This window comes from Cryptobacterium curtum DSM 15641 (assembly GCF_000023845.1).
Lineage (GTDB): Bacteria > Actinomycetota > Coriobacteriia > Coriobacteriales > Eggerthellaceae > Cryptobacterium > Cryptobacterium curtum.
In genome coordinates, this window is the sequence record NC_013170.1 from 1089982 (window position 1) to 1106411 (window position 16430).

A 16430-nucleotide genomic window follows, 5' to 3' on the forward strand; every position below is an offset into this window, starting at 1 on the left:
ACCAGCAGATTATTGTAGAGCCCTACCTCGCGCTGGCCGCGTCAATCACAACATCTGCCAATTTTGCTGCCGCATCACGTGTCTCAAATTGAGCCGCTGCATGGCTCATTGAACGGCGTGTTTCCTGGGAAGAGACAAGTTCAATTAACAGTTTACTAAATGCAGGAGTTTCAACTGATGCGTCATCAATAGTGAATGCAGCACCGGCTTCAACAAAAGCACGTGCGTTTTGTGTCTGATGGTCTGCCGTTGCATAGGGAAACGGCACCAGTAAAGCAGGCAGACGCAGAGCTGATATTTCAGCGAGCGAGGTAGCCCCTGCGCGCGAAAGGACACAATCACTTGCAGCAAGCACCGCTCCCATACGATCTTCGTATCCAACAACACGCCACCGAGCGCGTTCGTCAGCCGTCAGAGCGAGAGCCTCTTCAACAGTATCTTTTTCTTTGGGGCCCGTTATATGATATACGTATACATTATCCTGAACGAGTAGAGCTTGCTTACAGGCAACCACCGCCGTATTGATATGGCGTGCACCAAGACTTCCCCCGAATACCGTCAGCATAACGGCATCGTTGGGAATATTCGTATAAGAACGTCCTTCAGCACGCGTGGTCTCACATATGGAACGACGCACCGGATTGCCCGTAATAACTGGTTTACAGGTATCTGGCAGAGCGGATGCAGCCGCCGCATACGTAAGAGCAACCTGCGCAGCACTCTTTGCAAGATATTTATTGGCAAGACCCATAACCGAGTTCTGCTCGTGCACCACAAGCGGAATAGAACCTTTTGCTGCTGCCCGACCAACAGGAATGCATACATAGCCCCCAAAGCACACGACCGCATCGGGTTTGATATCTGCAAACCACTGTTGTGCTTTCTTGGTTGATCGTGCGATAAGACGCAGCGCGTGAAAAATTGTCTGTGGATGATTGCGATTAAAACCGGCCGCTTCAAAGGGTACAAACTCGAGTCCTGCCTGTGGCGCAAGACGTGCTTCAATACCATCGGGCGTTCCCGCAAAACGTACAGTATGTCCTCGGGCAATCAGTTCTTCAGCAAGCGCAAGAGCAGGATTGATGTGCCCAGCCGTTCCACCACCTGATACGACGATATTCATCTGCTCCTCCTTGTGCCATCTTCATTGCGTGTACTGCGCGTCGCGCGCGTGTTGTTCCCCTGCTTTGTGCGCGACTTTGAGCGCGCGGTGTTTTGCTTTGCACGCGTAGCCGTGCTTTGGGTAGAACTACGACGTGCCGTGTTGCTAGTTGTGTTGCTGCGTCGCTTCGTGTTGTTGCTCGTGTTGTTCGTGCTACTGCGACGCGTCGTGCGGTTGCCCGTGTTACTACGCCGCGTTGTATCGTTATCGGTATTACCGCGCCGTGAGGCATTACTACGTGCGCGGTTGTTTCTGCCTTGTTCACTTGAGTTACGAGAGGTACGTCGACTGCGCGAAGTATTCTTGTTGCCCTGCGAGGCTCGAGAGGTCGAGGTACGAGAGCTATTTTTGCTGCTCTGTGAGTCGCGCGAGTCATTCTTCTGACTGCGCGTAGTATGCGCAGAGCCATTTCCGCGTAGGAGGCTTCTACTTCCCCGTGTAGAAGCAGTGCGTACTGTTCGTGCGCTGGTTTTTGCGTTGTCTTTATCACCACGTGAGACACTATCGCTTTGTGTAGCGCGTGATGTTTCGTTGCTGCGCACCAGCCGAAGATCTTCGCGCCGCTGCTGATACAGGCGCGCGTCGCCCCCAGATGAAAACGACACTGACAAAATCATACCAAGCAGCAAAAACGACCCGATAAGCGATGAACCACCCGATGACACAAAAGGCAAGGGCTTGCCAGTAATAGGCAGCAAGCCGATGACACATCCAATATTGAGAAACGCCTGAAAAACGAGCATTGCCGTGCAGCCACCAGCAATCATCGAACCAAATAGGTCGGGGGCATTGCGTGCCACCTTCAAACCGGCATACGCAATAGCCACAAACAACCCGAGGACAATAAGTGCGCCGATAAGCCCTAATTCTTCACCAATAATGGCAAAAATAAAATCGGTTTCGGCTTCGGGTAAATAGAGGTATTTCTCAACCGAATTGCCAAGCCCAACGCCAAAAAGCCCGCCTTCGCCAAAGGCATAGAAGGAATGGATGAGCTGGTATCCAGTTCCATAGGGGTCAGCATAGGGGTTGAGAAAATTGAGCACGCGACTTGCTCGGTATCCAGCAAACGCGATAGCAATAGCACCAAATACAGCCACCAATCCAATAGCAGCAAGAATAAGGCGTACTGACACGCCCGCAAGCCACAGCACGGCCACGATACCAACCAGACAAATCATCGTGGTACCGAGGTCAGATTGGGCTTTAAATAGAATGGCAAGCGGTATAAGAACCAGAAGGGCAACCCGCACAGTAAGGGCAGTGACGCCGGATATCTCACCGGCACGCCATTGATACATAATGCGCGCCATCATGAGAATAAAAGCAACTTTTGCTAGCTCAGACGGTTGAAAGCGAATGGGTCCAATCGCAAGCCAGCGCTGTGCACCCAGTGCGGCAGTACCAATGATGGCCGTTAAAAGAATAAGCACAATCGAAAGTACCCAGACAACGGTGAGCAGCGATCCCAACCATTTCTGATACGGAATAACACCGGCAATAACAACGCATATCACGATGCCAAAGAATGCATACATCGCTTGACGCTCGAGATAACTCGTTGGGCGCATGCCATTATCGATAGCCTGCACCATCGACGAAGAGAACACCATAACGAGCCCAATAGCAAGCAGGGCAGCTGTCGATACAATCAAAATGACGCGCGGCATCACTACCGCACGCGGGCCGGACAACGGTGCAGAGAACAGCTCTGCCAGTCGCGCGGCAAAGCCACCGCCAGATTGGTTGGATGATGTGTCTTTCTGCTGCCGGTTCATTACAGGGTGTCCTCAGCGGATTCCTGAGCAACTCGGTTGACAGCTGAAGCCTGAGTTGGCTGATTTTTAGCTGATATATGCGCGGACTGATTCTCAACTGATTCATGCACAGCCGGCGCGTCAGCTGATACCTGTGCAACATGATCCTTGGCTGATGCCTGCGCGCGCTCGGCAACAAGCGCCTTAAATACATCGCCGCGATGCTCATAGGACGTAAATTCATCAAACGAAGCACACGCAGGCGAAAGAAGCACAATGTCATCGGCATGTGCGATATCAAGCGCCGCATCGAGCGCATCAGCTAAATGAGCAGCACGCACAACAGGAAGAGGGGCATCCGCAAAAGCGCGAGCAAACCGCTCTCCAGCAGCTCCAAAGCACACCACCGTCTTGCAATGACGGCATGCCTCTTGTACGAGCACCGTTAAATCGGTGAACTTATCAGAGCCACCCAACAGCACGATAGGACGACGCGGTGAAAATGCCGCTAACGCCTTCAGAGTTGCATCAACATTGGTCGCTTTCGAATCGTCGTAGCACGTCACACCCCGTATTGTTCCACAGGCCTCAAGGCGATGTGAAAGGGCGGTAAACGTAGTAAGTCCGCGCGTAATAGCATCATCAGAAGCACCAACTGCAATACAGGCAGTGGCAGCCGCCAAAGCATTACTCACGTTATGTTCACCGGGAATCAGCAGATCATCAGCCCGACAAAGGCGATGCTGCTCTTTGGCAAGCGCTACTGTTAGCCATCGATCAGAGCCCTCAATAAAGGCGGCGTTTTCACTTCCACAGATCGTGCGCATATCCCCCGCAAGACCAGCTGCCGTACCAACTGGTATATATGCGAAGCCGCATTGCTCGGTAGCATGCGCAAGTGTACGCACCCGTGCACGCACTGTTTCATCGACGGCATTGAGTACTGCAAGGGCACCAGGAGTCTGATTGAGATTCGCAAGAATGCGAAACTTCGCGGCAACATAGTTTTCGTGGGTTTGATGCCACGTAAGATGATCAGGAGTGATGTTAAGTATAACGGCCACATTCGGCGCAAAATGAATGGTGCTTGCCAACTGATACGACGAAACCTCAGCCACATACACATCGGTATCGTGCGCCATAACAGCTGCAAGACACGTGTCGCCGATATTGCCAACCGCACGAGCGCGCATACCCGCTTGCTGCAAAATGTGCGCCGTCAGTGCTGTTGTCGTAGTCTTCCCATTCGTGCCAGTAATGGCAATCCACCGAGAATCACGATCGCTTTCGCGCCAGGCAAATTCCACTTCGCTCATAATCTCGCGCGATGCAGCCCGCGCACTCACATAGAGCTCGGAAAATTCCGAAATACCTGGCGAAGCAATGCACACGTCGAAAGAGCCTTCTACGCGACTATCGTCAAAGGTCACATGAGCGCCGCGTTGCTCGCAATCGTGGGCAAACGCCAGTGCTTCTTTTGTGCGTGCACCGGCGGCAATACGCACGGAATCGACCCGTTTACCCAGAAGAGACAGACAATAATGCGCTGCAATGCGCCCGCTTTTGCCCAGCCCCAAAATAAGCACGCGACCCCAGCATGCTGGAGCCTGCTTCGTTGTAGGAATAATCGTCGCATCCGCTGCCATAAACTATCCCGCCATCACAAGAGTTTCAATGAAGTACAGGAAAAAGCCAATGGCAGCTAGTGTGCCGGAAATGATCCAAAAGCGAATGACAACCTTCACTTCGCTCCAGCCCTTCTTTTCGAAGTGATGGTGCAAAGGTGCCATCAAGAACAAGCGCTTCTTTGTCCGCTTGTAATGAATAACCTGCAGCATGACTGAAATTGCCTCAGCAACAAACAGCCCACCAATAATCAAGGAAACGACTTCGGTCTTCGTAACGACCGCTAAGCAACCAAGTGCGGTTCCCAGTGCAAGCGAGCCAGTGTCGCCCATAAAGATATCGGCAGGATACGCGTTGAACCAGAGAAAACCGATGCAGGCACCAACAAGTGCGCCAGCGAATACCGCCACATCAAGCATGTCAGAACGATACGCAATGGCAGCCATAACCATCATGACAACCATAACTGTACCAGCGGCGAGCCCATCGAGTCCGTCGGTCAAGTTGACTGCATTACTCATTCCAGCAAGAAGCACGACCACAAAGATAAGGTAAAGCCACGGGATCGAAATACCACCAGCCAATGGCACTACCGTCGTTACCACGCCTAAATCGATACGAGCAATAAACGGTATTGATACAACCGGTTCGATGCCAAGTACATTGACAGCTGCCAGACAAAAGGCAATGGCTATCGCAAACTGCCCAATGAGTTTTGCCTTAGGGGTCAACCCAAGTGAGCGATGCATAACAACCTTTGAAGCGTCGTCAAGAAGACCAAGTGCCCCCGTTGCCAACGTCGCCACAAGTAAAAGCCATTGCGCGGGTGACCCTTGTCCAAGAATCAGCGCAGCGACCACCAAGCCCACAAGCATAATGACACCACCCATAGTAGGTGTCCCCTGCTTAACCAGGTGCGTTTGTGGGCCGTCGTCACGGACCTGCTGTCCAATATGATCGCGACGCAACAGCCGAATGAATGCCGGTGTTAATACCATCACAACCGCGGCGGCAATGATAACGGCCAGAAGTAAAATGGCACTTGGATACGACGAAAAGAATGGGAACATACTATTTCACCAGGCCTTTCACAACAGCTTCAAGGCCAACCGAATGAGATGCCTTCACCAAGATGCCGTCGCCAGCATTAACAAGAGAAACAACCTGATCAAGTGCCGCAGAAGCATCAGTCACACAGATAGCCGCGTCTTCTGGCATGCCTGCCGCAACAGCCGCGCGGGCAATACCGCAGGCGAGCGAACCGACACAAATTATCAGATCGATCGGCAGTGAAGCAACGAGTGAACCGATGCGCGCATGAGCTTCCTCAGCCGTATCACCAAGCTCGCCCATATCACCCAACACGGCGATATGACGGCCAGCAAAGTGCATCGCTGCAAAGGAACCGAGCGAGGCCTTCATTGAATCGGGATTAGCGTTGTAGGCATCGTCAACAACCACCACGCCAGAGGCTGTGCGCACAACCCGTCCCCGACCATCAAGAGAAGTAGCTTTCTCAAGGGCATCAACAATAACCGATGCACTCAAGCCAACCTGTGATCCCACTGCAGCAGCGGCGGTGGCATTGTGCACGTTATGCAGGCCGGCAAGCGCTAAATGGACTGATGCGGTACCCGTTGGTGTATGCAGTGTGAAGCGCGCACACCCCGCTTCGTCAAGTTCAATATCTGAAGCAAATGTAGAAGGTACCTCAATACCATCTTGCGCTGCATATGAAGCAGGTTCCTTGCCCGATCCGTCAAAGAAAAGTATCTCAACGCCGCGTTCATCAGCAGATCCATACGCAGGCAACATACTGGCAAAATCGTCAGAGGCGTTAATAAAGGCGATCCCAGTATTGGCTTTAACACCGGCAATAATTTCAGCTTTTGCCCGTGCAATGCCGTCGCGACTGCCTAAAAGTTCGATATGACTTTCACCAACGTTAGTAACAAGCGCCATGTCAGGCCGCACGAATCGACAGAGCGATTCAATCTGCCCGCGACCGCGCATACCCATTTCGACAACAACAAACTGCGTGTCTTCCTCGGCGCGCAAAAGCGTAGCGGGAACACCTAATTCGTTATTTTGATTTCCCTGCGTTGCCACAACCGACCCAGCACGCGCAAGCACATCGCGCACGAGGTTCTTTGTTGTGGTCTTGCCGCTTGACCCCGTGATGGCAATAACACTACCCGACAGGCGGCTTCGCCAAGCAGCTGCCAGGTCCGTAAATGCAGTAAACGTATCCTCAACACACACGATGGCTGCACCACTGCGCTGCGCACACAAGGTAAGCGCTTCATCAGGTGAGCGCATCACAAGAAGGCAGGCAGCACCCGCATCAAGCGCATTGATACAAAAGTCGAACCCATCATGACGCTCGCCGGGAAGCGCCACATAGAGACACCCCGGTTGCACCTGACGAGAATCCCAGGTGAAACCAGCAACAAGTGATTCTTCATGAGCAGGCGGCACAACAAGCATCCCACCCGTAAAACGGGCAATATCCGAAGCTGACAAGCGCATAGGAAAGACTCCTTACCGACTGCCGAAAGCGTTTTCCAACTCTTCGCCAGCCACTTCGGCATCAGAAAAGTGAATGGTTTCAGTGGCGAGTATTTGATAATCCTCGTGCCCTTTTCCAGCTACCAGAATTGCATCCCCCGTATTTGCGAGCGCAATAGCACGGGCAATAGCTTCACGGCGATCGGGATGTACTTCAAAGCGCTCAGAAGCGCTTTCCATCCCCTCGAGGATGTCACTAATGATGGCATCAGGGTCTTCGCTCCGTGGATTATCGGAGGTTACCACGGCGAAATCGCCGCTGAGAGCCGCCTGCCCCATCAAGGGACGCTTAGTAGCATCGCGATCGCCGCCACAACCGAATACAACGATCACGCGACCGTCTGTCAAGTTCGCAACCGCTGAAATTGCCTTTCGCAAGGCATCAGGTGTGTGAGCATAATCAACAAATACTGAAATGCCGCCATCGTGAACAGCAGAGATTCGCTGCAAGCGGCCAGGTACCTGCGGCGATTCAGACAGAGCTCGCAAGACCACTTCAATAGGAATACCCAACTCTAAGCCAATGCCAAGAGCAAGCATGACATTCGACACATTGAAACGCCCGACCAGTGGATAGGTCAGCGAATATTCTTGCCCCCGTACATCAAGAACAACATCGGTGTGAGTGGTAGCGTACTTTACGCTTACCGGATGAATCTGAGCCGCTGGATCAAACCCAACGGAAAGAATACGGTCGCCCGCTGCCGCACAACGACGCAGCAGTTCCTGACCCCATTTGTCATCGATACAGATAACACGACGCGCAGGATAGTCCGACGAGAAAAGCAGTGCTTTCGCTTCAAAATATGCCTCGAACGTCTTGTGATAGTCCAGATGATCCTGCGTTAAGTTTGAAAACGCGGTAACGGCAAAATGCGTACCCCACGTACGTTCAAGGTCGAGCGCGTGTGAACTTACTTCCATGGCCACTGTATCGCAACCGGCATCACGCATACGAGCAAATAAGTGCTGCAAATCGACCGATTCAGGTGTCGTGCGCTCGGCATGTTCCAAGCGCCCCGCAATACGGTTGCCTACCGTGCCAATAACACCGGTTGTTCGGCCAGCAACCTCCGCGATGTGTTCAACGAGATATGTCGTAGTTGTCTTGCCGTTCGTGCCGGTAATACCAACAAGATGGAAATCAGTCGACGGATGCCCATAGAAATTAGCAGCGGCGGCGGCCATAGCGCGACGAGTGTCGGAAACGATTATTTCCACCACGTCAGTTGCATCGGCAAGGTATACCTTGCGTTGTGCCACGATAACGCGGGCGCCATGATCAATGGCATCCTGGGCAAATGAGTGCCCATCGACGTTGGTACCGACAATGCAGAAAAACGCATCGCCTGCTGTAACAGCATCGCTGCGATAAGCAATGCCGCTTACCGGTTCATCGGCGTTTCCTAAAAACGTGCAATCGATGCCTTCGAATAGTTCCCTGCAGGTCATAGCCATGAATAGGGTCCTTTACTGTGCAGTAATTTTGTAACGATTGATAGCGAACGACATTATATCCTTAAAGGCCGAGGCAGTCGAAGCGTCACCAGGAACTTCCGTTACCCCTACAAAACAGACGAGTTTCGAGGTCGAAGCGGGAATATACCCGATAAAGCTAATGTTATACCGGTCTGATGCATACCGTCCCGAGTCGTCAGTGTATTGGGCCGTTCCGGTCTTACCCGCTGGCTTAAATCCTTCAATTTGCGCCTTCTTACCCGTTCCTTTTGCCACGACTTCCTGAAGCATGCCTTCAAGGGGTGCGAGCGCTTCGGTATTCTCGAAAATCTGGCCTTCTTCCCACGAAGAGGCGTTTTGACTATCAGGCGTGTTCCCTGATAGTAGGAAGTGCGGTTGATACGCTACCCCACCATTAGCAAGGGCACCATAAAACCGTGCCATCTGCAGTGGTGTTACTGTTAAGCCCTGGCCAAAGCTGACATTGTAGGATTGAATAGTCGACCACGTGCTTACATCGGTGCAATAACCAGCAGATTCTCCGGGGAAATCAATGCCGGTTGCTTCAGTTAAGCCATATGCTTGAATCTTATGATAGAGCTGCCTAAATCCCAATTGTTTGGCAGCAAGCGACGTACCAATATTCGATGAACGAGCAAGTATCTGTGTCAAAGTCATCGTTTCGCTCGCCCGGTCATGAGCATCAGTGACCGTATACTCGTCGGCAGGCAAGCTTGAAGGACAATACAGCTCGCTTTCCGGAGAAAGAACTCCCGCTTCGAGAATAGCTGCCATTGTCACGCCCTTGAAAATGGATCCCGGTTCATATGCCACACTAATCGGCATAAGAGAAGTTGAACCTTCTTTAACCGAAGAGCGATCCTCTGGATTTAAATACGGCGTCGACGCACAAGCAATTACCTCGCCGGTCGCGCCATCGTAGAGTAATGCATCGCCCCGTTTTCCTGAAAGCTCGCTGACTTCCTTAGTGAGGCGTGTTTCGAGCCGCTCTTGCATATCAACATCAAGAGAAACCACGATGTCTTTGCCGTCTTGCGCTTGGCGCACCTCGGTCAACCCACCCGCTACCGCGTATCCATTTCCGCCGCGTTCGATGCGCATTTCACCGCTTGTACCAGCAAGAGTCTCGTCATAGTAAAGTTCAAGACCAGAAACGCCTTTGCCGTCAACATCACACAGCCCAATCACCTGACCGGCAACCTGACCATAGGGGTACACGCGCTTTGAATCGGCAAGGAAATAAATACCTGCTAGCTTCATATCCTTTATACGCACAGCAGTATCTTTATCGGCTTTCCGATATATATAGGCAAAGGATGAATCTGATTTTGAAAGCGCATCGATATAGTCGCTTGCCGTACCGCCGAGCTCGCCTGCAAGAAGGTTTGCGTCACCCTCTGGGTCGGTTACTTCACTGGGATTACAATAAATTGTTGTGGCATCAATTGTTGTCGCAAGTACTTTCCCATTGCGATCATAAATTGTGCCGCGTTTAGCCTCTACCTGTACTGTTTGTGTGCGAGACGCAATTGCTTCAGCGGCATTATCAGGCCCAATAATTAACGATAAATAGGCTAATCTAAAAACACCAACAAGAGCTACTAAGGCAAACAATATGAGTATAAAAGTAACGCGTGAACCCGAAGCAGGCACAAGCGCTGCCGTTTCATCAAACTGGTGTGAGTGGGAAACCCGCGACGATGCGCGTGGATACCGACTTGACGGACGGGAGGCCATCGCCGCGCTTAAGAAGCAGCCCGAGAGAGGCTTGCGGACAGGGAAAGATTACCAGCGCTGTCAAAAGCAACAACATCGCGTGAAAGGGTTATCTGTTCTGCAACAGGACTTTCTGCCATGCCAAGCTGTGTCGCCCGTTCATGTATGTGCCCCTGAGAAGACAAGGTGCATTGTTGCACTGCTAAAGCGGCATTTGCTGAACGCATCGACTTCACTTCAGCGCTCATGTCCTGTTGGCTGATTTGCGTGCTCACGGTTGCGGCAGCAAGACCAACACGCACACAGGAAAGAGCAATAAAGGCAAGAAGCGCAACAAGGATAATACCCGTTGCCTTCGCAACGAAAGGAGAAGCAACAGGCGCAGGACGAGTGCCGGGTACGACACGTACCTGACTTGCGCGACGCGGACGCGCTACCGCTTGATCATATGTGTCAAGACGATATGCGCGGGCACTGCTTGCCATTGTCTTTCCCCTTTCTATTTTTTATATCCGACCAATATCGTCGGCAAATCTCCCAATAGTAGTTCTAAAGCTTTTCTGCGACACGCAGCTTTGCACTGCGAGCACGCGGATTACGCTCTATTTCTTCTGGCGTCGGCAAAACGGGCTTTCGCGTGATTACTTTGATTATCGGCACATTTCCACATACACATACTGGTAAGTCTGGTGGACAGGTACAGCCACGCGAGAAGCGCAGGAATGTTTCCTTTACAATGCGGTCTTCAAGCGAGTGATAGCTGATTACCGCCAGGCGACCTCCGGGAGCAAGCCAACGTATAGCCGCCTCTAATCCTTGCTGTAAGACGTCTAATTCAGAATTAACCTCTATGCGAAGAGCCTGAAATGTTCGCTTTGCGGGATGTCCCCCTGAACGACGCGCCGATGCGGGAATAGCTGCCTTGATGATGTCAACAAGCTGATCGCTTGTTTCTATACGAGCATGAGTACGTGCTTGCACGATAAAATCAGCGATGCGCGTAGCCCACCTCTCATCGGAATAAGTGCGGATGATCCGGGCGAGATCTGCTGCGTTGTAAGTGTTGATGATCTCTGCTGCGGTTAGGGTTGATTTACCCGGATCCATTCGCATATCCAACGGCGCTTTCTCTTTGAAAGAGAAACCGCGTGATGGCGTGTCAATCTGCACCGAAGATACCCCCAAGTCGAACAGAAATGCGTCGACTGAAGGAATGTCCGCTTGAAGGAGGAGTTCATCCATATCGCCAAAGTTGCCACGGAGCAAGCAAAGTTCGGGGCGTTTGTCAGTAGGAAGAGCCAGAAGCCGAGTTCGTGCGGCAGTAAGTGCCACTTCATCCTGGTCGATACCCACAAGCGTTCCGGCTGTTTGAATATGCTTGGCCGCTTCTATGGAATGCCCTGCCCCACCAAGCGTTGCATCGACGTAGGTGCGCCCCGTTTCAAGACGTAAGTAATCGAGGCATTCGGTAAGCAGAACTGGTATATGCCGATATTCGTTTGTCACCGCGCTCACGCCAAGGGCCTAATCGCTGAACAGATCCGAAAAATCGACGCTGTTCAAGAACTCGTCCCAACGCTTTGCGTTCCAGATCTCAAGGTGGTCATCGTTGCCCGTAAGCACGACTTCCTTATCGAGGCCCGCTTCGGCGCGCATATCGGCTGAAAGACCAATACGACCCGAATTGTCCACTTCCACGTCGCGAGCACGAGCATTCAATGCACGGCGCAGCGCAACATGGCGTGAACTGGTGGGCTTGTAGCCGCCTTCACTTTCAAAGAACGAATTAACCCACATGCTGAACGAATCAGGTTCGAACACATAGAGGCATTCTTTCTTTGGAGAAAGCGTCACCTTGAGGTTCTTCGGAAGCACTTTACGAAAAGCAGAGGGCATGGAAACACGGCCTTTTGCATCAAGTTTGTGATGATGCTCGCCAACCAGCTCAGTCATGCCGCCCCCTTTCGTATCGAGCTTCTGCGATGACATTCTATCCCACTTCATCCCACTTCACAAGACAACCATGACACTAAATTGCAAATTCATGCCCTTTGACCGGGAAAAATAGCATGTCTTACTCGCTGTGGAAGCTAGATAATGAATACAGGAAAACTAGACCGCTATATATTGTGTTACAAGGAGTTATAAAGAATGTGGGATGAAGTGGGACGTAATTTACCGCCGCGCACGCGGATGGGCGCTGCGATACTCTTCCTGAAGATGAGTTTGCTGGACATGGGTATATATCTGCGTTGTCGCAATATCTGAGTGGCCCAACATATCTTGGATAATTCGCAGGTCGGCACCGCCCTCAAGCAAATGAGTTGCACACGAATGACGCAGTGTATGAGGATGGAGGTTATCAATCCCCACACGTAATCCCGCATTACGCACGATACGGTGAACACTCTGCCGCGTTAGCCGACTACCACGCGCATTCAGAAATACCGCCATAGTAGAAGTTCTACCCGCGCGAGCCAGAACCGGTCTGCCGTGTTCAAGATAGTCACACAGCGCCTTTTCGGCGGTGCCAGCAAGCGGAACTATCCGTTCTTTATCGCCTTTGCCACGTACCAATAAAACACCATCGTCAGTATTCACTCTATCAACGTCGAGCCCGCAGAGTTCACTTGCACGCAGCCCGCATCCATAGAGAACCTCTAATAGAGCTCGATCGCGAAGATCAACCGGCCTATCGCCAATGGATGAATCCAGAAGTCGCCCAACCGTGTCGATGCTCAATACATCGGGAAGCCGTTGCGGCTTTTTCGGCAATGAAATAAGCGAAGCAGGATTCTTTGAACAGCGTCCATCCACTTCCAAAAACCGGTGAAAGCTTTTGATTGACGACAGGGCCCGCGCGCGCGAAGTAAGAGCAAGACCCTGGTCTTTCAGGGACGATTCAAAGGCAACGATATTGTCGCGTGTTATGTGCGACCAAGAAATAGCGGTACCGGCCGGTTGCAATGACGCAAGAAATTCAACATAGCGCGTTAAGTCGTGTTCATAAGCACGCACCGTTGAGGTAGCGGCACCCCGCTCGACCCTCAAGTAAGAAAGAAATTCCCGTACGGTATCATCCATAGCATCAGTATACGTCTTCTTGATAAAACCGTATGCTACCTGGCACTCGTGAACCAACAACACACCAGCAATAGACAGGCAGCGGTGATAAAAGCGAACACACGATAAACATTGATGGCTTGCTACAAACAGCTCAGAAAACAGCAGAAATCTTATGCTATGGCTCTCGTGAAGCTATAAATCTAGTGAACCTATGATTCTAGTAAACCTATGGCTCTAGCGAACCTGCAGTGCAGCGGCAACGAACCCTTTGAAAAGTGGATGGGGACGCGTGGGTCGGCTTTTGAATTCCGGATGTCCCTGACTGGCAACAAACCAGGGGTGATTGGGTAGCTCCACCATTTCGACGAGTCGACCATCAGGTGATTCCCCTGATATAACAAGACCCGCTTCAACAAGACATGCACGATACGCATTATTAACCTCAAAGCGGTGACGATGTCGTTCGTATATAATTTCCTGCCCATAGATTTGCGCGGCGCGCGTATCGGGCACCACCTTGCAGGGATAAGCACCTAGCCGCATGGTGCCGCCCTTATCTTCAACATCTTCCTGTTCGGGCATAAGATCGATGACTGGATGCATCGCATCAGCATTAAATTCGGTTGACGTCGCATTCGCAAGTCCGGCTACATTGCGGGCAAATTCGCACACTGCCGCTTGCATACCCAGACAAATTCCCAGATAGGGGACATTGTTCTCACGTGCATATCGGGCTGCTTGAATCTTCCCTTCAAATGCACGCTGTCCAAAGCCACCCGGCACTAAAATGCCCTGCATACCAGCTAATGTTGACGCAACATTTTCAGCGGTTACCGCTTCCCCGTCGATAAAATGAATATTCACCGCTGTGCCGTTCGCGACACCGGCGTGCCCTAATGCTTCGTTCACTGAAAGATACGCATCAGGCAGGCTCACGTACTTTCCCACAATAGCGATATCAACGACGTCTTGACACGCTGCCTTTGCGTCAAGAAACGACTGAAGTGGAGAAAGGTCAATCGACGGACAAGGAAGCTGCAAACAGGCAAGAACTTTCTCGTCGAACTGCTGTGCATGAAGATGTAAGGGCACTTCATAAATACTTGGTGCGTCGATGCAAGAAAGTACTTGTTCACTCGCAACATCACAGAACAGAGCGATCTTTTCACGTACGGCAAGCGAAACGTCGTGATCGCTGCGGCAAACAATAAAATCAGGCTGAACGCCCAAAGAACGTAATTCTTTTACTGAATGCTGAGTCGGTTTTGTTTTTACTTCGTGAGCTGCGCTGATGTAGGGCACGAGTGTGCAATGAATAAATGCTGTATTGCCAGGACCGCATTCCTTGCGGAATTGGCGGGCGGCTTCGATGAAGGGTTGTCCTTCAATATCGCCGATCGTACCGCCAATTTCAACGATAACGATATCGGCTTGTGTATGGTCGCTAACGCGGCGCAGACGTTCCTTGATTGCTTCAGTTACATGGGGAATCACCTGTACGGTGCCGCCAAGAAAATCACCCCGCCGCTCGCGCGCAATAAGCGTCTGGTAAATGGAGCCCTGCGTAAAGTTAGAAGCACGTGTCAGGTTTTCATCAATAAAGCGCTCGTAATGCCCTAAATCAAGATCGCCTTCATGGCCATCTTCAGTTACAAACACTTCACCGTGCTGAAAAGGACTCATCGTGCCCGGATCAACATTAAGATACGGATCCATCTTCTGCATAGTTACTTTGTACCCGCGCGCCTTCAACAAATGTCCAAGCGATGCAGCAGTAATGCCCTTACCCAGCGAAGAAACAACGCCGCCGGTTACGAAGATGTACTTTGCCATGATGCTCCTGATTTCGCGCTTGCTATACGGCATTATTCTAGTCATGTACGAAAGGTAGCACATGGGCGACTGCAGAGGTTTTCAAAATCGAAACAAAGAATAATGCGCTCGATCTACTTCGCCTGCAGTGTTGCAGTTACTTCATCTACAGATGCGCATGTAATCTGCAACTTTACATTGCTTAATCGCCAACTGATATCTACTTTGCCGAGGATGTTAGACACGTTTCGACTTCATGCGCGTACAGATGATTTCGAATCCATTGTGCAAAGAGGTTTTGGAACCAATCAACAAGCCTATTGAGGTTTTAGCTAGTCAACAGGCTCTGTATGTTCGAAAAATGTCGTACGCAGTAGTGTGTAGAAGCTTTCCCCTTGATAACGCAAGAGAATGGTCGGTTCAGGTCCACGTTGCACACGCAGGCGCTTAATTGGTGCTGGAAATTCCACTGCTAAGCCATCGACAAACAACTGTGCTTCGTGGTCGCCACGCGTGTCTCCTAAAGTCAGTTCAACAATGTCATGCGGGTCGGTAACCACCGCACGAGCAATAAGAGAATGGGGAGCCACGGGCACCACCACAAGACCGCGAAAATTTGGTGCAACAAGCGGTCCGCCAGCAGAAAGCGCATAGGCAGTTGAACCAGTAGCAGTGGATATCACCATGCCATCACCGCGTACCGTTCCTACTAACGAGCCACTAATAGAAAGCTCGCAATCGATCATCCATCCTAAAGCACCCCGTGTCAGTGCCGCTTCATTTAAAGCAAAGAGGCACCGCGATATGGCGAAATCATCATCTATCGATGCATCAGCATCACCAGCGCACATTGATTCATACTGATCGTCATCATCGCCCTCGCACTGCACGAAGATACGAAGATTGGTACGCTCCTCTGCCACCGTGTCACCTGCTAGTGCCGCGGCACTAGCAGCCACCACACCCCCTTGATTACCATTTGCAAGAAATCCTAGATGACCGTAGTTGATACCAAGAATCGGCACTCGTGAATACCTGATCATCTTAGCCGTACGCAGAATCGTTCCATCACCACCGAGAGCGACTGCCATATCAAACGAAGAGGCAATAATGCCCTCAGGATCTGCTGCATCAGCCAGCGTAAATTCAATATCCTGTGAGCTCAGATATGCTCCTAGCATAAGCGACGCATCAATCGCTGCGGGGCTTTCTGCATTTCTCATAATGAGAATGCGCATAGCAAC

Annotated in this window: 13 protein-coding genes; all 13 read right to left on the bottom strand. The window is 51.4% G+C overall.

Going from position 1 to position 16430, the window contains the following annotated elements:
* Nucleotides 1-22 precede the first annotated feature (22 nt).
* Nucleotides 23-1123: an undecaprenyldiphospho-muramoylpentapeptide beta-N-acetylglucosaminyltransferase gene (murG, locus tag CCUR_RS04685; RefSeq protein ID WP_012803331.1), complete on the bottom strand. Its 1101-nt coding sequence runs from the start codon at nt 1121-1123 to the stop codon at nt 23-25.
* Nucleotides 1120-2940: a putative lipid II flippase FtsW gene (gene ftsW / locus CCUR_RS07415; RefSeq protein WP_012803332.1), complete on the bottom strand. Its 1821-nt coding sequence runs from the start codon at nt 2938-2940 to the stop codon at nt 1120-1122. Before ftsW ends, murG begins: the two co-directional genes overlap by 4 nt.
* Nucleotides 2940-4565 carry a UDP-N-acetylmuramoyl-L-alanine--D-glutamate ligase gene (gene murD, locus CCUR_RS04695; RefSeq protein ID WP_012803333.1) on the bottom strand — a complete coding sequence of 542 codons (1626 nt, stop codon included), beginning with the start codon at nt 4563-4565 and terminating at the stop codon, nt 2940-2942. Before murD ends, ftsW begins: the two co-directional genes overlap by 1 nt.
* A 3-nt stretch (nt 4566-4568) precedes the next feature.
* A complete protein-coding gene (gene mraY, locus CCUR_RS04700) occupies nt 4569-5615 on the bottom strand; it encodes a phospho-N-acetylmuramoyl-pentapeptide-transferase (protein ID WP_012803334.1) in 1047 nt (348 codons plus the stop codon).
* Nucleotide 5616: 1 nt separating this feature from the next.
* Nucleotides 5617-7074, bottom strand: coding sequence for a UDP-N-acetylmuramoyl-tripeptide--D-alanyl-D-alanine ligase (locus tag CCUR_RS04705; RefSeq protein WP_012803335.1), 1458 nt, complete (start codon nt 7072-7074; stop codon nt 5617-5619).
* A 12-nt stretch (nt 7075-7086) separates the two neighbouring features.
* Nucleotides 7087-8571 (bottom strand): UDP-N-acetylmuramoyl-L-alanyl-D-glutamate--2,6-diaminopimelate ligase, encoded by a 1485-nt coding sequence (locus CCUR_RS04710; RefSeq protein ID WP_012803336.1) that lies wholly within the window; start codon nt 8569-8571, stop codon nt 7087-7089.
* 12 nt (nt 8572-8583) lie between these two features.
* Nucleotides 8584-10329 carry a peptidoglycan D,D-transpeptidase FtsI family protein gene (locus CCUR_RS04715; protein ID WP_012803337.1) on the bottom strand — a complete coding sequence of 582 codons (1746 nt, stop codon included), beginning with the start codon at nt 10327-10329 and terminating at the stop codon, nt 8584-8586.
* Between the two features lie 8 nt (nt 10330-10337).
* Entirely contained in the window at nt 10338-10793 is a 456-nt protein-coding gene (locus CCUR_RS04720; protein ID WP_012803338.1) for an FtsB/FtsL family cell division protein, read from the bottom strand.
* 64 nt (nt 10794-10857) lie between these two features.
* The gene (rsmH, locus tag CCUR_RS04725) at nt 10858-11814 is read right to left on the bottom strand and encodes a 16S rRNA (cytosine(1402)-N(4))-methyltransferase RsmH (protein WP_041225595.1); all 957 of its coding nucleotides are present in this window, start codon (nt 11812-11814) and stop codon (nt 10858-10860) included.
* Nucleotides 11815-11832: 18 nt separating this feature from the next.
* Nucleotides 11833-12261 carry a division/cell wall cluster transcriptional repressor MraZ gene (locus tag CCUR_RS04730; protein WP_041225242.1) on the bottom strand — a complete coding sequence of 143 codons (429 nt, stop codon included), beginning with the start codon at nt 12259-12261 and terminating at the stop codon, nt 11833-11835.
* A gap of 222 nt (nt 12262-12483) precedes the next feature.
* On the bottom strand, nt 12484-13392 hold the full coding sequence (gene xerD / locus CCUR_RS04735; protein WP_012803341.1) for a site-specific tyrosine recombinase XerD: 909 nt from the start codon (nt 13390-13392) through the stop codon (nt 12484-12486).
* Between the two features lie 216 nt (nt 13393-13608).
* Entirely contained in the window at nt 13609-15207 is a 1599-nt protein-coding gene (locus CCUR_RS04740) for a CTP synthase (protein WP_012803342.1), read from the bottom strand.
* Nucleotides 15208-15518: 311 nt separating this feature from the next.
* Entirely contained in the window at nt 15519-16424 is a 906-nt protein-coding gene (locus CCUR_RS04745) for an NAD(+)/NADH kinase (RefSeq protein ID WP_012803343.1), read from the bottom strand.
* Between the last annotated feature and the right edge of the window lie 6 nt (nt 16425-16430).